Annotated in this window: 15 protein-coding genes; 7 read left to right on the forward strand and 8 right to left on the reverse strand. The window is 38.3% G+C overall.

Annotated elements, in window-relative coordinates; translation table 11 throughout:
* Positions 1-12: 12 nt before the first annotated feature.
* Entirely contained in the window at positions 13-1,404 is a 1,392-nt protein-coding gene (locus tag PKC55_RS00930; RefSeq protein ID WP_135104847.1) for an NADH-quinone oxidoreductase subunit N, read from the forward strand.
* A gap of 189 nt (positions 1,405-1,593) precedes the next feature.
* On the opposite strand, the gene PKC55_RS00935 is transcribed toward PKC55_RS00930, so the two are convergent.
* Genes PKC55_RS00935 through PKC55_RS00950 form a run of 4 tightly spaced genes read right to left on the reverse strand, consistent with a single transcriptional unit; the run spans position 1,594 to position 5,193 of the window.
* A complete protein-coding gene (locus PKC55_RS00935) occupies positions 1,594-2,553 on the reverse strand; it encodes an RnfABCDGE type electron transport complex subunit D (RefSeq protein ID WP_291127907.1) in 960 nt (319 codons plus the stop codon).
* Positions 2,540-3,832: an electron transport complex subunit RsxC gene (rsxC, locus tag PKC55_RS00940; RefSeq protein WP_291127909.1), complete on the reverse strand. Its 1,293-nt coding sequence runs from the start codon at positions 3,830-3,832 to the stop codon at positions 2,540-2,542. Before rsxC ends, PKC55_RS00935 begins: the two co-directional genes overlap by 14 nt.
* Positions 3,833-3,859: 27 nt before the next feature.
* Positions 3,860-4,765: an FAD:protein FMN transferase gene (locus PKC55_RS00945; RefSeq protein ID WP_291127912.1), complete on the reverse strand. Its 906-nt coding sequence runs from the start codon at positions 4,763-4,765 to the stop codon at positions 3,860-3,862.
* 8 nt (positions 4,766-4,773) lie between these two features.
* Positions 4,774-5,193 carry a hypothetical protein gene (locus PKC55_RS00950; RefSeq protein WP_291127914.1) on the reverse strand — a complete coding sequence of 140 codons (420 nt, stop codon included), beginning with the start codon at positions 5,191-5,193 and terminating at the stop codon, positions 4,774-4,776.
* A gap of 147 nt (positions 5,194-5,340) precedes the next feature.
* Between PKC55_RS00950 and PKC55_RS00955 the strand changes: the two genes are divergently transcribed.
* The 6 genes from PKC55_RS00955 (at position 5,341) to PKC55_RS00980 (ending at position 11,843) form a co-directional block, all read left to right on the forward strand.
* Positions 5,341-5,862: a hypothetical protein gene (locus PKC55_RS00955; protein ID WP_291127916.1), complete on the forward strand. Its 522-nt coding sequence runs from the start codon at positions 5,341-5,343 to the stop codon at positions 5,860-5,862.
* A 91-nt stretch (positions 5,863-5,953) separates the two neighbouring features.
* Positions 5,954-7,822, forward strand: a complete 1,869-nt coding sequence (locus PKC55_RS00960) for an alpha-L-fucosidase (protein ID WP_291127919.1) — start codon at positions 5,954-5,956, stop codon at positions 7,820-7,822.
* Positions 7,823-7,855: 33 nt separating this feature from the next.
* Positions 7,856-8,434, forward strand: coding sequence for a hypothetical protein (locus tag PKC55_RS00965; RefSeq protein ID WP_291127922.1), 579 nt, complete (start codon positions 7,856-7,858; stop codon positions 8,432-8,434).
* 25 nt (positions 8,435-8,459) lie between these two features.
* The gene (locus PKC55_RS00970) at positions 8,460-9,008 is read left to right on the forward strand and encodes a hypothetical protein (protein ID WP_291127925.1); all 549 of its coding nucleotides are present in this window, start codon (positions 8,460-8,462) and stop codon (positions 9,006-9,008) included.
* Between the two features lie 111 nt (positions 9,009-9,119).
* Positions 9,120-10,433 carry a ribosome biogenesis GTPase Der gene (der, locus tag PKC55_RS00975; protein WP_135104856.1) on the forward strand — a complete coding sequence of 438 codons (1,314 nt, stop codon included), beginning with the start codon at positions 9,120-9,122 and terminating at the stop codon, positions 10,431-10,433.
* Positions 10,434-10,442: 9 nt separating this feature from the next.
* Complete coding sequence (locus PKC55_RS00980; RefSeq protein ID WP_291127930.1) at positions 10,443-11,843, forward strand: DUF3329 domain-containing protein; 1,401 nt, start codon at positions 10,443-10,445, stop codon at positions 11,841-11,843.
* A 267-nt stretch (positions 11,844-12,110) separates the two neighbouring features.
* On the opposite strand, the gene PKC55_RS00985 is transcribed toward PKC55_RS00980, so the two are convergent.
* The 4 genes from PKC55_RS00985 to PKC55_RS01000 form a co-directional block, all read right to left on the reverse strand.
* A complete protein-coding gene (locus tag PKC55_RS00985; protein WP_324371460.1) occupies positions 12,111-15,347 on the reverse strand; it encodes a UvrD-helicase domain-containing protein in 3,237 nt (1,078 codons plus the stop codon).
* Entirely contained in the window at positions 15,325-15,669 is a 345-nt protein-coding gene (locus tag PKC55_RS00990; RefSeq protein WP_185146739.1) for a translation initiation factor, read from the reverse strand. Before PKC55_RS00990 ends, PKC55_RS00985 begins: the two co-directional genes overlap by 23 nt.
* A 50-nt stretch (positions 15,670-15,719) precedes the next feature.
* A complete protein-coding gene (locus PKC55_RS00995) occupies positions 15,720-16,319 on the reverse strand; it encodes a nitroreductase family protein (protein ID WP_324371462.1) in 600 nt (199 codons plus the stop codon).
* A gap of 121 nt (positions 16,320-16,440) precedes the next feature.
* Entirely contained in the window at positions 16,441-17,775 is a 1,335-nt protein-coding gene (locus tag PKC55_RS01000) for an NADP-specific glutamate dehydrogenase (protein ID WP_291123998.1), read from the reverse strand.
* Positions 17,776-17,782 lie beyond the last annotated feature (7 nt).

The raw sequence follows: 17,782 nt of genomic DNA on the forward strand, positions 1-17,782 counted from the left end.
GCCAGATATATAATGAGTACATTGATAGCCATCTCAGCATTAGGTATAATCTGCCTTTTATTAGAGATATTCAATTTGAGAAAAATCCTTATACCAGTTACACTTATCGGACTGATTGCTGTATTGGGGTTGACTGTTACCGAGTTTTACTTAGGACAATCTTTCCTTGGTACGGATAAGTACAATATGTTGGTATCAACAGGATTTTCGCAAGGATTCTCTATCCTGTTTATTATTCTTGCTGTACTGATTCTTGCGATGAGTCCCAAGTTTTATCAAGACAGAATAGATAAGATTGCCGACTATGTAGCCTTGAAGGTCTTTCTAGTGGCCGGAGCTGTGGCTATGGTCTCTTTCGGAAATTTTATTATGTTTTTTGTGGGACTTGAGGTATTGTCTATTGCCGCTTATATTTTGGCAGCCAGCGATCCGAAGAACTTGCGAAGTAACGAAGCGGGTATGAAGTATTTCATTATGGGTGCTTTTGCGTCCAGCTTTATTCTGTTTGGTATTGCTCTCATATATGGTGCATTTGGTTCGTTCGATATAGCTACAGTTGCTATTGCATCTACTGCTCAGGCAGGATCTTTACCTATATGGTTTAGTCTTGGTTTTGTGATGTTGACTGTCGGTTTGATGTTTAAAGCATCTATCGTACCCTTCCACTTTTGGGCGCCAGATGTTTATGAAGGCTCACCTACACTTTCTACTGCTCTGATGAGTACCTTGGTAAAGGTGGCTGCAATAGGGGCATTGTTTAAGGTAGTAACAATATTGTCTGTTGCGGTAACGCCTGTATATCAGATTGTATTGATCGTCTTGTCTATATTGACAATGACAGTCGGAAACGTAACAGCAATGAAGCAGAAAAACATAAAGCGTATGATGGCCTATTCGGGGATATCACATGCCGGATTTATGATGATGACCTTACTTGCAATTGGCACATCTGCAAATACAGTATTGTATTATGCCGCAGCATATAGCTTGGCGGGTATTGCTGCATTTGCTGTAATACTTGGTGTTTGCCGAGGAAAAGACAACGAGGATATGACAAACTTCTTTGGTTTGGTGAAACGTCAGCCGGTGTTGACTGCAATATTTATTTGCGCATTGTTGTCATTAAGTGGAATTCCTGTTTTTGCAGGCTTCTTTGCTAAGTTCTTTGTGTTTGATCAGATGTTACAATCAGGCCACTTAGTTCTTGTTATATTCGGTATTATAAATTCGATTATAGCCGTGTTCTATTATCTGGGAGTAGCAAATATAATGATCACCAAAGAAAGCGAGACAGAAGAGCCTCTACGAGTTCCTTTCGAATATAAAGCTGTAGCTGTAATCGCTATATCTTTGAATCTATTACTTGGAATTTTCCCTTCTGTAATTATGGGTCTGAACTTATAATTCGGTGAGATATAAAAAATAGAAAAGAGCAGATCTGACGGTCTGCTCTTTTTTGTATTGATATTTTTCTCTCCTATTCCGCTTTTATTCCCTTCGCTATGAACCTTATGATGCAATAAGCAATATAAATAAATACAAGATACATTATCAATCCTGTATGATGCAGATAGATAACAGCGAATGTAGCCATTAGTATATACATGCCGTAAGTGATAGACCTTGCCACAAACGGGTAAGAATATCTAATTTTTGTCCCCATACATTCGGACGGAATACCCAGTTGATAGGTACAACGAAGGCATTCAACAATAGTATCGAGTAAGACATGTATTCATACTTCACATCATTGATGATGCAGAGTATTGATGTTAAACCTATCATCGCTCCATAATATAACTTTCCATAGTTGGTGGTTGCACTTGTGGGCATGTCTGTTGCCATAAATATAGTGCCGAGTAATAAGCCTCCCAAAGAAAACTGTATTGTATATTCGGTCAGGTTAGACACGGTAAGAAGCAATACAGTAAAAGCCGCTAATAAGGCAAATGGGATGTGCCATGAGATTCTTTGCCTAATCAACAAGAACAAACCGCCTAGCACTAAAAAGAATATCGAATATTCGCCTATTGCTCCCGATGCTTTATAAAATAATTGGTTTATAAAACTGTCGTTGAATATATTGAGCTCATTTATATTCACTGCAGTCTTGTCGTACCAAATAGTGCGTGAAGCCATCACAGCGGGAAAGAACACAGTCATAAACTCTCGTCCGATCAGCGCAGGATTGAATATATTACGCCCTAAGCCACCCCAGAGTAATTTTCCGAACAGAACGGCCATGCTTCCTCCGAATGCAACAACATAGAGTGGTGTGAAAGGTGCAATTGTGAATGCAAGCAAAATTCCCGAAATAATGGCTGACCCATCAGAAAGAGATTCCGTGCTTTTGGAAAAGATAATGGAGAATAAAAATTCTGTTAATAACGCACTTCCTACTGCCACCAAGATTACCATGACAGGTACAAACCCGAATGCCAGATACGACATGGCTATACATGGGAGCAATGCTAAAATAACATCTGCCATTACACGGCTGGTACTATCACTTTTCCTGACAAAGGGTGCAAATATTGTTTTATCTGATTGCATTTGCTAGTTCTTTAAGTTTTACTTTTCCTTCTTTTATGCTTTCTATGAGCGGCACATTACTTGGGCAGATGTATTCGCAAGCTGCGCATTCAATGCAACTGCTAATACTGTATTTCTCAAGATTGAAATATTTCTTTTTTCTGTAATTCTCCTCAAACTTCATTGGCATCAAGCTCATGGGACATACATCCACGCAGTAGCCGCACGAGATACAATTACTTCTTTTTATTTCTTCTTTCTTTAGAAATAGTATTCCCGATGCTCCTTTGGTTACAGGTATCGACAGGTCTTGTATTGCCTTCCCCATCATCGGGCCTCCCTGTACGATGGTATTACCCGAAGTTTCTATCCCTAGCGATTTTGTGATATGTCGTATCGGTGTTCCTATTTTCACTTCGTAATTGCCATAATTAGTAGATCGCTCACCCGAGATTGTTATTATCCGGCTGATAACAGGCTTGTGATTTACTACCGCCTGATAAACAGAGTAGATAGTACCAATATTACTCACTATAATTCCCGCTTCGGCTGGTCGCTTCGATCTTGGTAGTTCAAAGCCTGTGGCAGAATTTATTAATTGTAATTCGCCACCTTGAGGGTACTGATCGGGCAATAATATTGCTTTGTAGCCTTTATTTTCTTCTTGTTGCAGATATGGAGCAAATACTTTTAAAAGTTCTCTATTCTGATGCTCTATACCAATGATAACATTGTCGGCATTGAGTATCTTTTTTATGATATCAATTCCTTTAAATAGCTCTTCGGTACGTTCTGCCATCAGTGAATAATCTGATGTAAGATAAGGTTCGCACTCTGCACCGTTTACAATAAAGGTATGTATCTTATGTTCCCCAACGCTATATTTTATAGCTGTTGGAAATTGAGCTCCACCTTGTCCTACTATACCTGCATCCTTAATTCGCTCTATCAACTCTTCGGGGCTACATTGGTTGTAATCTTTGTGCGAAATGTCGTTTACTTCCTCGTCCTTATAGTCATTCTGGATAACGATGGTTTTTACAGAAGAGCCATCTGCAAAAGGATAGTCTTTTGTTTCCAAAATCATGCCCGATACCGGTGCATGTACTTTGGTCGCAAACTTATCCTTTGCTTCTCCTATCAATTGATATTTCTTGACCTTATCGCCAACATTGACAACAGGAGTAGGAGCACAGCCTAAATATTCTGCGAGGGGAATGTATAGAAATGGAGCGTCTTCAATAGCCTGAATACTCTTCTTCTTGGTTTTCCCTTTCATCGAAAGTATGTGCATTATCATAGCTTTTGTTATTTTAATTTGAAATAACTATCTGAAATCTTGGGTGTATATAATATTATTATCACTATCGAGCATAAAACCTTTTATGTTGTAATGTTCCGATAGTAGATCAATCTTTTTTAAAAACCCTTCTGCCGATTCGTTAAACAGTGCCGTAGAGATCATATCACCTACCATACATTTGTCGCTGATAATTCCCACCTGCTTGTTTGCCGACGGAAAACCCGTAATAGGATTTAGTATATGTCCATATTCTTTGCCATCTATACTTACAAAAGTTTTGGACTGAGATGATGTGGAATATGCCTGATTTGAAATGTTTAACTTGGATAAAACTTCTTCCGTTTGGGGATGCCTCACCATGACTTGCCATCGTGGGTGCGATTCGTTATTTATTGCCATTATCGTACTGCCTCCGGCATTGATTATCGCATCATTTATACCCAATTCAAGCATTCTTTCAGTCAGACGATCTACAGCATAGGCTTTTATGAACGAACCAGTAATGATTTCCTGTCCTTTTTTTATCTTGACTTTTTTTCCGTTTATCTCTATGTGCCTATAATCAATGAGCTTTTTTACATCTTCTATTTCTTTGATTGAGGGTATTTGCCGTTGCTCATCTTTATAGAATCCCCACAGCCTAATAAGTGGCATAACTGTAATGTCATAAGTCCCATTAAAGAAATCTGAGATTGTAATTGCCTGATTTAGTATATATATAGTTTCCTCATCAACGTCTACAAAGCTGCCGCTGTTCTTATTTATTATGTCGAAATAAGAACCTGCTTGATACGAATTGTATTTCTTATCCACATGTTCGAAAATCGCAAATAATTCATCAAATATGCTTTCTTCGTAAAAAGCAGATAGCTTGATTTTTATATGCGAATGGAATAAGAATCGGGTCTGGGCTTTGTATAATAATTCCATTTACAGGTTTACTCTGTTCCTGACGACTCTTCGGGTGTTGCTTTTTCTATAACGGTTTGCTTGACTTCCTCTACCTTTTTTTCTTCCGTCTGGTTTTCCTTTTTACTCTCTACAGCTGTTGAAGCTTTTTTTGTCTGGGGTGTCGTAGAAGCTTTGGGCTTCACATCTTCTGCTTTTTTCTTTTCAGTCGATACTTTAGCCGGAGCAGTTAAACTCTTTACCTCTTCTTTTACCGGCTGCTCTTCGGTTTTGGGTTCGTCAGCAGGGGGTAAGACGATGGGCTGTTCAACTTCTTTTGTATTCTTTTCTTTTTCTTCTTTGGCTTTTTCTTCAGTATTGGCGGCATTTACCTTATAGCCCCAAATTACTAATAGAACTCCAAATAAAAAAAGGCCGGTTTTTTTCAATATCTGAACAATATTATTCATGCCTTTAACTATTTTATAACTTTATACAAAAATAAATTATTAGTCTGATCTGATAAAAAAGATTAACTATTTATAGCATTTATAATATTAAGCACAGAAAAGAGAAAAAATAGTGTATTTTTGTGACGCTGAAATATTAGTACTGTTATGAAAAAAGCTGCAATCTTAACAATTTTCTGTATCTGTTTTTTATCCGAGATATTTGCTATTTCTCATTCAGACGGTGACGTAAATAAATTGACTTTATCATGTTACTCGTTGAAGAATGAAAAGATAGGCCATTTAGCTTCCGATATCAGCAACTTTATTTTTCGCAGGAAAAACGGATATCTTTGGCCGGTAACCAAAATTTTATTTTCGAAAGATAAAGGCGTGTTGAAACTGGATATTACAGCTCTCGATAATGAATGGAACAAAATGTATGAGCCGGGAGAAAAGACTTATGGTTACTTCATTATGACGAATCGTATATTTATTATTTCGTCTAAAGAAAACGAACAAGTGGACTTTTCCGAATATTTTGATCCTGTAGAAGATGGTGATCGTATATTCGGCAGCTCAAATTCGAAGAAAATAATAAAAAATCCGAAGTGGGTTTATATAATAGACGAAAGTTGTACTTTCCCTAAACAATTGCGGGCTGCAAATTTAGAAGCGCTTGGCAGATAAATTAACCTGTTTATAATATTTTGTTCTTTTGTTTCGTTCAAGCAAAAGAATTACCAAACTTATTTTTATAGTTCTAATAAACTGAGATAACATGAAATTCAAATTAAGTTTAACCTTTTTCCTTTTTTTATTTTTATATCAAACTGCTAATTCCCAGAATCAGCCACTAAAGGCTTATGGAGCGATACCAACGCAAGATCAGGTCAACTGGCAACAAATGGAATACTATATGTTCACCCATTTTGGCCCTAATACTTTTACCGATGTAGAATGGGGAAATGGAAAAGAAGACCCGAAGGTATTTAATCCTACGAATGTAGACTGTCGTCAATGGGCAGCTACAGCGAAGGCCGCAGGTATGAAAGGTATTATTATCACGGCAAAGCACCACGATGGTTTTTGTTTGTGGCCAAGTAAATATAGTACGCATACAGTAAGAGAAAGCCTTTGGAAAGATGGAAAAGGAGACCTGTTGAAAGAGCTTTCTGAAGCTTGCCGCGAATATGGTTTAAAATTTGGAGTTTACTTATCTCCTTGGGATCAGAATCATCCTGCTTATGGAACACCTCAATATAATCAGGTTTTTGCAAATACATTGAATGAAGTGCTATCAGGATACGGAGAAGTGTTTGAGCAATGGTTTGATGGTGCAAACGGAGAAGGAAAAGACGGCAAAAAACAAGTCTATGATTGGAACTTATTTCACAATACAGTATATAGAAATCAACCTCAAGCTGTAATATTCAGTGATGTAGGCCCCGGCTGTCGCTGGATGGGTAATGAGCAGGGTGTTGCAGGTAAGACTAACTGGTCTACACTTAATATCAAGGGCTATGAACCGGGACACGGAGCACCGTCTGTAGATATTTTAAATACAGGCGTACAAGGTGGTGAAGCATGGGTTCCTGCCGAAACCGATGTTTCTATTCGTCCGGGATGGTTTTATAGTCCGTCTACAGACGATAAGGTAAAGTCCGTAGATAAATTGATGGATATATATTATACTTCTGTGGGACGTAATTCTAACTTGTTGTTGAATGTTCCTCCCGATCGCACAGGGCGTATTAATGCCAACGACTCTATTCGTTTGATGGAGTTTCGTAAAGCAAGAGAAGAATCATTTAGCAAAGATTTGATTGAAGGCGCTGAAATAAAAGCAAGTAATGTAAGAGACAACGCTACTCAATATTCTGTTGCAAACCTGCTTGATGATAACTATAATACGTATTGGGCTACAGACGATAGTGAATTAAATCCGTCTATTGAAATTGATTTGAAACAAGCGAAGACATTTAACCGTTTGGCATTACAAGAATATATCCCATTGGGGCAAAGAGTGGTATCGTTTAGTGTAAAATATTGGGATAAGGGAGTTTGGAAAGACTTGACGGATGCTACAACAATAGGCTATAAACGCATTTTACGCTTCCCTGCGATCTCTACTCAAAAACTGAAAATAAGCTTTACTGCTCTTGCTTGTCCGCTAATCAGCAAAGTAAGTTTGTATAATGCTCCCGAATTATTCTCGGCGACAGAAGTAGTAAATAAAGAAAATAATAAGAGCCTTTCTACATCTAAATGGAAATTAGTATCGCCTGTTGCTGATCTGTCAAAAATTACAGATAATGATGATAATACTATCCTTGAAGTAAAGAAAAAGACTCCATTGGTAATCGACTTGGGTGAAGCTGTGTTAATCAAAGGTTTTACTTATATTCCTTTCAATAAAGTACAATCATCAAATATTCTCAGATATAATTTTTATATCAGTTTAGATGGTAAGAATTGGACACAAGTGAAGAAGAATGCTATTTTCAACAATATAGCCAATAACCCGGTAAAACAAGATGTTACTTTGTTTGCAACGAATTCAGAAAAAGTTCGCTATATAAAATTAGAACCGATAGAGACAGTCGACTCAGGAGATAACTATTTTGTGGCAGGAATAAAACTGTTTTGATTATCTTTACGTTTTAGAAAAACAAGCCGGATAATGAGAAGTATATTATATATAATATTTTGCGCACTGTTTTTTGTCAGCTGTTCGAGTGAGGAGGAAGTGGATGGTGTACTACAGGTAACAAATGTAGACTTGTCTAGCCTCGCCGTGTATGCGGGTTCGGCTACAGGTGGAAAGCAAGTGCAATTTAATGAATTGAGAAGAACTGAGTTGGCAAATTATTTCTTTGAAGGTTCGTATAAATATGATTTATATGATAATATAAGGATTCAATTTGACAATGATAAATTGACTTATGTTGATTCTTTAGGACAAAAAAAAATAGTATCCAGCTATGTTTACGAAAAAGATTCTCTATTTATAAATAAACTTGATACGGTCAACAAGACTTGGCATAAAGTATTTGTGGCTCTTGGTAATGCAGATAACTTATATAGGGTTAAAGCTTTGGTGCGTTATCGTAACGAAAGAGGTAATGATACTATACGTTCGTTTAATCAGGCTGTAAGCTTGGAGAAAACGCTCGAAATGAGAGGGCTTTCTTCACTGAGCGAGATGACCGACCCGAAAGATACCCTTGTATGGTGTAATGCAATTTATCAGTTCAAATGATTCCTAAATCTAATTTGACCGTAAGATGATTTTTTCTAAAAAACGAAATAGACTTTTTGTCTTATCTGCAATTTTGTTGATAGCATGCAGCAACGAGAATAAGACGGATAATATACGATACATTAGCTCGTCTATTACAGATTTTAATATCTATAAAGGTACTGTGTCGGGTCCTGATACAGTTCTAACAAAGAAATTTGATCCCGCAACCGTCTTTACTAGTCTCTATGAACAATACCCTACTGATACATATATATTGTTCGATGATGATTTTATTTATGTAAATCAAGGAGATATAGTCAAAGAACGCAGCCTGTATCGCTTCCAGAATGATACTTTGTTGTATATTACTACAGGAGGCATAGAGCAATACTATGGAAGTGGTAGTAAAAAAAATCTGAGGATAAGACAGCATTATGTAGGATATAAGAGTACAGATAAGAATATTTCACTATTTGAGGGCATACCGACAGAAAAATTCACTTTAGATGATGCTCTTAAAAGTGCCCACAAAACGAGCCTGCCTGTAGGCGATACGATTATGTGGATTACACGAGTATCACACTTTCAATAGGATATAAGTTATAAAAATATGAAAGGCTTGCACACGCAAGCCTTTTTCGTTGAAAGTGTTTTCAATAAAAATACGTACCTTTGCACAAAATTTAGAGTACAATATACAAATATGGGAAATTTAGTAGCTATAGTTGGACGCCCCAACGTGGGTAAGTCAACCCTGTTTAATCGATTGACAGAAAGTCGCCAGGCTATAGTCGATGAAACTTCGGGTACGACCCGTGACCGCCAATACGGAAAAGTAGAGTGGGGTGGTCAGGATTTTTCGCTTGTGGATACAGGTGGATGGGTTGTGAATTCTGAGGATGTTTTTGAAAATGAAATAAATAAGCAAGTAGCCATTGCTATAGAAGAAGCTGATGTAATTCTGTTTATGGTAGATGTAATGAACGGACTTACAGATTTGGATTCGAGCGTTGCAAACATGCTTCGCCGCTCAAAGAAACCAATCCTTCTTGTCTCCAATAAAGCAGATAACTTTAATTTGCACGCTCAGTCGGCAGAATTCTATGCTCTCGGCTTAGGTGATCCTATTAATATTTCGGCGATCAACGGTTCGGGTACAGGAGATCTTTTGGATGTGATAATAACTAAGTTTACAAAAAAGGGAGAAGAGGAACATCTCGAAGATATACCACGTATTGCCATTGTTGGGCGACCTAATGCAGGGAAGTCATCTTTGGTAAATGCCTTGATGGATGAGGAACGTAATATTGTAACCAATATAGCCGGCACAACACGTGATTCGATCTATACACGGTTCGATAAGTTTAATCTGGACTTTTATCTTGTAGATACTGCGGGTATCCGTAAGAAAGGAAAGGTTACCGAAGATTTGGAATACTACTCGGTGATTCGTTCCATAAAAGCGATTGAAAATTCAGACGTTTGTGTTCTGATGCTTGATGCTACGCAAGGGATAGAGAGTCAGGATATGAATATATTTTCTCTTATTCAGAAAAACCGTAAAGGGCTTGTCGTTTGTGTAAACAAATGGGATTTGGTAGAGAATAAGGAACTGGTTGTCATAAAGACTTTCGAAAATGCAATTCGGGAGCGATTAGCACCTTTCACTGATTTCCCGATCATCTTTGCTTCGGCTATGACCAAACAACGTATTCTGAAAGTGTTAGAAACAGCTAAAGAAGTTTATGGTCGTAGAAAAACTAAGATTCCAACACATAAGCTGAATGAGATATTACTCCCTATCATAGAGCGCACTCCGCCTCCTGCGAATAAAGGAAAATATATCAAGATAAAGTATATTACGCAGTTACCTAATACACATGTTCCTACGTTTGTGTTCTTTTGTAACCTTCCTCAATGGATAAAAGATCCATACAAACGTTTTCTCGAAAATCGTATTCGTGATAATTGGGATTTGTCGGGTACTCCGATTAATATCATTATCAGAGAGAAATAAGATTTATGTATGATAGATAAACTAAATACAAAAAACTTGCAACTACAAAGATTTCTCTTTGTAGTTGTACTTTTTTGTATTGGTGCTACTATTTACTACTTTAACTACTTATTCCCTCTCCATGCCGACGATTGGGCCTATTCATTCAGAGAGGTACGGGTCGATTATGGTTTCCCTTCCAGCAATGAAAAGATAGCCAGCTTTAAAGATATACTCGAATCTCAGTATGCCCATTATTTTAATTGGGGTGGACGGTCGGTTGTTCACTTCATAGCCCAATTTCTTCTGTGGATAGGTACACCTTTTAATGATATAATAAATACATTAGCTTATGTAATTCTAATCTGCTCAATGTACTTTATTTGCAATAAGGGTAAGTCAACCAGCGCCTTTTTGCTGATAATAATCAGTACATCTGTGTGGTTTCTTGTTCCCCGGTTTACCTCTGATGTGTTTTGGATTACAGGAAGTGCTAACTATCTGTGGGGAACCTTGCTCATTATACTATTTATATATCCCTATGTGTCTTACTTTTTTGATGAGCGTACGGATGATAAACTTTATAAAACTGTATTATTTTTTTTCGCAGGAATCATAGCCGGATGGACAAATGAATCTACCGCCTCAGTTGCTACATTATTGATATTTATTTTTTGTATCTATTATAAGAAAAATTTAAAGCTTCCTAAATGGGCAATCTCAGGTTTGATTGGATTATGCTTTGGTTTTGCTCTGATGATTCTCGCACCCGGAAATTATGTTCGTGCGGCACTCGTTGCTAAGCAAAATGTGAGAGAACAGGGATTATCAATATTTGAAACTCTCTGGTCAAACTTATCGGATATGATGTCTATTCGATATTTGCCCTATATGCTTCCTGTCTCGCTGCTCTTTTTATTTTTTTTATTTCTCTTTTTCAAGAGCCGAAAAAATATGGAGAAAGATCAATATAAAAAGGTTTTGTTTGCAGCAGTACTATTCTTTGTTGCAGGTCAGCTTTCTTTCTTTATAATGATTGTATCACCTGTTTTCCCTGCTTGGGCTATGTTCGGGCAGATTGTTTTTATAGTTATTGCCATTGGTATCCTGTATGCGAATATAGAAATAAGACACAAGTTGTTCCACTATGCGAATTTGATAGCGATAATAGCATTGGTTAGTCTATATGGTATAGATTATTATAGAAAATACCCATCAATGAAGTTAATATCGGATGTCTATCAGGCTCGGGAAGCATCCTTGAAGGAGCAAGTGGCTAATGGAATACAAGATATTGTGTTTACCGACAAAGTTGCTGTTCATAGCAAATTTCACTACGAAGACCTGAGCACAAATCCTGATCAATGGCTGAACAATAAATACGCTTTCTACTATGGTGTAAGGTCGGTAAGAGTCGTAAGGGCAGATTGAGGAGAGAAGGTCGAATACCTATCGTTAATATTATTTAATCGTTTATTGTATTAGAGGTTATATAAAAAAGAAAAGGTTGTCATCACGACAACCAATCTTTATTGTTAACCTTAAAATCTAATACTATGAAAAACACATAATATAAACGTAGAATATGTGTAAATAGTTTATTTACACTGTATTAAAAATAGTAAAATAGTTAAATAATTAGTTAATTGGAACGTCAAAGCTTCCTGAAGTCGGCTCTTGTAAAGGATTCTCCATAAATTATATTTCTACAATTTTACCTAATCTGATGTAACAAATATATCCTTTTATGTCGGTGTAGCCCATTTTACGGATCTGATCAGCATAATATTTCACTTGACGGATATATTTTTTGTCTTCCTTTTCGCCGAATTTATAGTCAATTACAATAACCTCCTTGCCCTTTATCATCACACGGTCGGGGCGAACAAATTTGCCTTTGGGCTGTAATATCTGTATCTCGTTCAATACCTTGTACTCACCGCTATACCACGGTGCGACCAGAGGATTGGAAAGGTATTCTTCTAGTAGTCCTGTTATCTTGCTCTTATCACTAGCAGTCACTTCTCCCGCAATGTGATATTCTTCTACAGCTTTCTGTACGTCGTCAATTGTTTTTACCTTACTCACAATTTCGTGCATTAGAGTACCGTAGTCTCGCTGTCCGGTGTCCGTGAAAAAGTACTTGTTTTTCAACAATAGTTTTACTCTTTCGTCATAAGGAATGCTTGATAAGCTATCTACACTGATTTCTTCTACCGATCTGTGTGTAACTTTTTTGATTGGTATATAATTTTCACCTATTTCAAAAGTCGCAGTTTCTTCATCTATGTGTTGAGACAAGTCTGTGTAAGCTTGCTTGCCATTACCTACAGAGCCGCTGTTTATTGTAGCCCATAGCAAAGACGATATATTACTCACTTCTTCCTTCTTCGGCCTGGGGGCATAAGCTATCAGTTCGTTTTTTGCACGAGTGAAGGCCACGTACAATACATTGATATTGTCGATAAATGCATGAAGTCGCTCATCAAAATATTCGTAAGCAAAAATGGTGTTTTTTAGCTTTTGTGAATATTTTACAGGAACGAGGTGTAGTCTGTTGAATGGTTCTGTCTGTGGGTGACACCACAATATTGTAGTTAGTTTATGATCTATCTCCCAGTTGCAGAAGGGAATCAGTACAACATTAAAACCCAGCCCTTTCGACTTGTGTATTGTCATAATCCGTATCGCATCTTGACCATCCGGGGTAAAAATAGTTTTATTTGTACCCGTCTCGTCCCACCATCTGAGAAATGCATCCAGATCGGAAGAATTACGAACCGTGAAATCGAGCACCATATCTAAAAACGATTGTATATATACCTGCTCATCGTTTTCCATAGCTTCACGAAACAGATTGAAGATCTCTTCCGTCATTTCATACAATGGCAGTTCTCGTATATGGCTCAGCCTGTCCTCTATCTGTTGAGGCAGATCATCTTTTGCCGAGAAGTATTTGAGTAGCGCCTCTTCGGCATTCATTTGCTTGCTGTATTTGAAATATTCGAAAACAGCCAAGGCCTTTAACGATTTATCCAAAGGATTGTGCAAATGCTTTAGTAGGGCAATTATAAGTTTGATGCTCTTTGAGTTGCTTACAAACAGCGCTTCATCGGATATAATATCATAACGATATTTTGAGTCCGGGTGCAGCTTTTTATATTCCAACAAGCAATTTGCTACATCTGCTCCTTCTTTTTTTGTACGTACCAGTATGGCAATATCTTTGAGGCTGTAACCTCTTTCCTGCAACTGTTCTATCTCGACAGGTAATTGCTCCAATACATAATTCTGCCATATATGCTCGTCAGTATCAATAAACTCTACTCTTACTCGCCCTTCGTTTTTTTTATGGCTTTCGGGTATCTCCTGATACAGTTCGTCGTAAGCTTTTGTTATCCGTGTTAGGAATGGCTTGAGCCTTGCATTATCAATATCTTGCAATGATTTGTTAAATGTATCTTGCAGCAACGCCGAACCAATAGAGAATACTGCATTGTTGAAAGAAATAACATTGCGGGAGCTGCGCCAGTTGGTATCCAACGTATCATGTTCTATGCCCTCGCTTCGGAAATCTATATCGAGTTGTTCATCCAGAAGTTTCCAGTCTGAGTTTCTCCAACGATAAATACTTTGCTTTACATCGCCTACTATGTAGTTTTTGTTTCCGCTGCCAAGGCTATCCTTTACCAGAGGAAGAAAGTTTTGCCACTGCATGCCTGATGTGTCTTGAAACTCGTCGATCATGTAATTGTTGATTCGTTGACCGACCTTTTCGTATATAAATGGAGACTCATTGCCCTCTATGATACGGTTTAGCAGTTCGGTCGTATCCGAAATTAGCATGATATTATTCTCTGTTCTATATTCTCGTATTTTTTTGTCTACGTCTCCCAGGATTCCTAATGTGAAGAAGTAGCGGTTTATTTCGTATGCTGTCTGATAGATCAATGAGTTGTCATAGTGGCTTATGATGTCGCATACACAGATGTTGAGTTCAGGGTATACGCTTTCTATTTTATCCCGTGTTGCTGAACCTGTCGTTTTGGTGTACCAGCCGCTAAGGTTATCAGCTAACGTGCGGAACGTATCTGTTGGTTCGGCAATCGTTCCGTTAGCCCATTTCAAGAAATTAAGAAACGGAGAGCGGGTTCCTCCTTTAAAATCTTCACCTTTGAGTCCGAAGCGAGACATTATGTTCAATGCCTTTTCTCCGATCTGCTGCGATGCTTTTTCAAAATCTCTGATAATGGTAAACAGCATATCTTTGTAGTCGGTCATCAGCTGCTTATCGCTAATGTCTGTTTGCACCTGATTGCTGTATGCTTTGTAGCTTTCTTTAAATATTTCGGCCGATAGGGATTGTATATCGTTGCGGATATTCCAGGTTTCGCCGTTTTCTACTTTTTCTTCCGAAAAGCGGATTAACCAATCCAACAATAGTTTATTGTCTGTCTGTTCCAGATCGTACAGCATGGAGTCGATAGCTTCGCCCAATACCTTGTTGGTATCCAGTTCTACATTGTACCCACCACCTAAGCCGATTTCACGGGTAAAAGCCCGCATTGTTTGTTGGAAAAACTTGTCGATAGTGCTTACCGAAAAAGAAGAATAGTCGTGCAGGATACGCACCAGTATATCCCGAGCCTCTTTTCTTACCTGCTCTTCGTTGTATTTATATTCTTTCGAGAGAAAACTTATATGATCCGATTCCTTCCCTGTGGCGATATTTGCCAACTCTTCTATTATACGGCTTTTCATTTCGTCTGTAGCCTTATTGGTAAAGGTTACAGCGAGTATATGCCTGTATGCAAAAGGGGAAGAGAAAAGCAAATTAAGATACTTCTCTGTCAGTCGGTGTGTTTTTCCCGAGCCGGCAGAGGCTTTATATACGTATAAGTTTATTTCATCATCAAATGATGCGTGATTTGACATACCCTTCTTTTTGGAGTAGTTCTAATACTTTGTTACGGAGATCTCCCTGTACAATTATCTCGTGGTCTTTTGCCGATCCGCCAACACCACATTTAACCTTTAAGAATTTACCCAACTCTTCGAGATCTTCGCTTGTCCCTACAAATCCTGTGATCAGAGTCACGGCTTTTCCTTTTCGGTTGCGCTTATCGAGCTGGATGCGTAATTGCTGTTTCTCTTTCGGGAGGGTGTCTTGTTCCTCTTCCTTGTCTGTATCATATTTGAAGTCCGGATTTGTGGAATACACAACATTCAGACGGTCTTTCCAATCATTCATATCGATGGTATTTGTTCATTACAAAAATACGGATTATTTCAGGTAGATGTATAAAACTACCACTTATTCATGTGTATTTTCTTTTCGTCATACTTATATTTTACCGAATGGTTTCCCATCGGGTAGCCTATTGGTATTACAGCCAAGGGTAACACTTGTGCAGGCATATTCGTATGCTTTATCACTGTAGCCATTCTGTCCCGATAGGGGTAAGCGGCAGTCCACACGCCCCCGAGCTCCATCGCTTCGGCGGCTAGAAGAATGTTTTCTGTTGCAGCCGAACAATCGAGATACCAGTACGAAGAGCGGATGGTATCTCCACAAACAACAATTGCCATTGGCGCTTGAGATAACATTTTGGCTGTAGGTAGTTCTTCTGACATTTTATCCAATATAGACCTGTCATTTATAATCACAAATTCCCACGGACGGGTGTCTTTTCCCGATGGTGCAGACATACCGGCCTTTATTAGTGCCTGAACATCTTCATCCGAAACAGGTCTGTCTTTGATAAAACTGCGTACACTTTTTCTGTTATAGATTGCAGATAAGGCGGCCTCCTTTTTTGTTATTTGCTTTTCATCTTTTTGAGAACAACTCATAAAAGAGATACTACAAATAGTTATGAGACCGAAAAGTATATACTTTTTATTCATATTTGGCAGATGTTTTATTGTTGAAGTATTGCAAAGATATAAATTAATTTTTATGGATTTTAGCGAAAAGAAAAGGCTGAGTAAAAGTAATTACTCAGCCTCTTTTATTCATAAAACGGCTTTATACGATGCCTTGAGCCATTACGGCTTTAGCAACTTTCATAAATCCGGCTATGTTAGCACCTTTTACATAGTTTACATATCCGTCTTTTTCTGTACCGTATTTCACGCAATTTTCGTGGATATTCTGCATAATCCATTTCAGCTTCTTATCAACTTCCTCAGCAGACCAGCTTATGCGCTCCGAGTTTTGTGTCATTTCCAATCCAGATACAGAAACACCTCCGGCGTTTGCCGCTTTTCCCGGTGCATAGAGTAGTTTCGCTTGTTGGAATACTTCTATAGCCTCAGGTGTAGATGGCATATTAGCTCCTTCCGATATTGCGATAACACCATTTGCCACGAGTTTTTTTGCATCCTCTCCGTTTATTTCATTCTGTGTTGCCGATGGTAATGCGATATCGCCTTTTTCTCCCCAAGGGCGTGCATTCGGAACATACTTGCAACCGTATGTTTCTGCATATTCGCTGATACGGCCTCTGTAAAGCTCTTTCAACTCTTTTACATACTCCAGTTTCTCGGTTGTGATACCCTCAGGATCGTAGATGTACCCGTTAGAGTCTGATAATGTAACAGGTATTGCTCCCAGCTCTATCAGTTTTTCGCAAGTATATTGCGCTACATTTCCTGAACCTGAAACAAGACATTTTTTACCTTTTATGTCAATGCTTTTTGTTTTCAACATTTCGAGTAGGAAATATACATTTCCGTAACCTGTAGCCTCCGGGCGAATGAGCGAACCTCCGAATGTAAGCCCTTTACCTGTGAATGTTCCTGTAAATTCACGAGCCAATTTGCGGTACATTCCGAAGAAATAACCTACTTCGCGACCGCCTACGCCTATATCTCCTGCCGGAACGTCTGTGTCGGGACCAATGTTGCGCCAAAGTTCGAGCATAAAAGCCTGACAGAAGCGCATGATTTCTGCGGTAGATTTCCCTTTGGGACTAAAGTCTGAACCTCCCTTTGCTCCTCCCATAGGAAGCGTAGTAAGTGAGTTTTTAAACGTTTGCTCAAAAGCAAGGAACTTCAATATAGACGGATTTACAGAGGCGTGTAAGCGTAAGCCGCCTTTGTATGGGCCTATGGCATTGCAATGTTGTATGCGGTATCCCATGTTGGTATGTGTGTTGCCTTTGTCGTCAACCCACGTTACACGGAAAGAAAAGATACGATCAGGAATGCATAGTCTTTCTATTAAGTTTGCCTTCTCAAATTCAGGGTGTTGATTGTAAATCTCCTCAATGGATTCTAATACTTCCTGAACAGCCTGAAGATACTCAGGTTCGTTCGGAAATCTGCGTTTTAAGTCTTGTAATACTAATTCTACCTTCATTATAAAA

The organism is Dysgonomonas sp., assembly GCF_035323175.1.
Taxonomy (GTDB): Bacteria; Bacteroidota; Bacteroidia; order Bacteroidales; family Dysgonomonadaceae; genus Dysgonomonas.

Bases quoted from the DNA above. Each gene is read 5' to 3' on its own strand.
- der (WP_135104856.1), top strand. From the start codon at position 9,120: ATGGGAAATTTAGTAGCTATAGTTGGACGCCCCAACGTGGGTAAGTCA.
- rsxC (WP_291127909.1), bottom strand. From the start codon at position 3,832: ATGATAATGCACATACTTTCGATGAAAGGGAAAACCAAGAAGAAGAGT.
- PKC55_RS00980 (WP_291127930.1), top strand. From the start codon at position 10,443: ATGATAGATAAACTAAATACAAAAAACTTGCAACTACAAAGATTTCTC.
- PKC55_RS00965 (WP_291127922.1), top strand. From the start codon at position 7,856: ATGAGAAGTATATTATATATAATATTTTGCGCACTGTTTTTTGTCAGC.
- PKC55_RS00985 (WP_324371460.1), bottom strand. From the start codon at position 15,347: ATGTCAAATCACGCATCATTTGATGATGAAATAAACTTATACGTATAT.
- PKC55_RS00945 (WP_291127912.1), bottom strand. From the start codon at position 4,765: ATGGAATTATTATACAAAGCCCAGACCCGATTCTTATTCCATTCGCAT.
- PKC55_RS00955 (WP_291127916.1), top strand. From the start codon at position 5,341: ATGAAAAAAGCTGCAATCTTAACAATTTTCTGTATCTGTTTTTTATCC.
- PKC55_RS00935 (WP_291127907.1), bottom strand. From the start codon at position 2,553: ATGCAATCAGATAAAACAATATTTGCACCCTTTGTCAGGAAAAGTGAT.
- PKC55_RS00960 (WP_291127919.1), top strand. From the start codon at position 5,954: ATGAAATTCAAATTAAGTTTAACCTTTTTCCTTTTTTTATTTTTATAT.
- PKC55_RS00970 (WP_291127925.1), top strand. From the start codon at position 8,460: ATGATTTTTTCTAAAAAACGAAATAGACTTTTTGTCTTATCTGCAATT.
- PKC55_RS00930 (WP_135104847.1), top strand. From the start codon at position 13: ATGAGTACATTGATAGCCATCTCAGCATTAGGTATAATCTGCCTTTTA.
- PKC55_RS00950 (WP_291127914.1), bottom strand. From the start codon at position 5,193: ATGAATAATATTGTTCAGATATTGAAAAAAACCGGCCTTTTTTTATTT.
- PKC55_RS00995 (WP_324371462.1), bottom strand. From the start codon at position 16,319: ATGAATAAAAAGTATATACTTTTCGGTCTCATAACTATTTGTAGTATC.
- PKC55_RS01000 (WP_291123998.1), bottom strand. From the start codon at position 17,775: ATGAAGGTAGAATTAGTATTACAAGACTTAAAACGCAGATTTCCGAAC.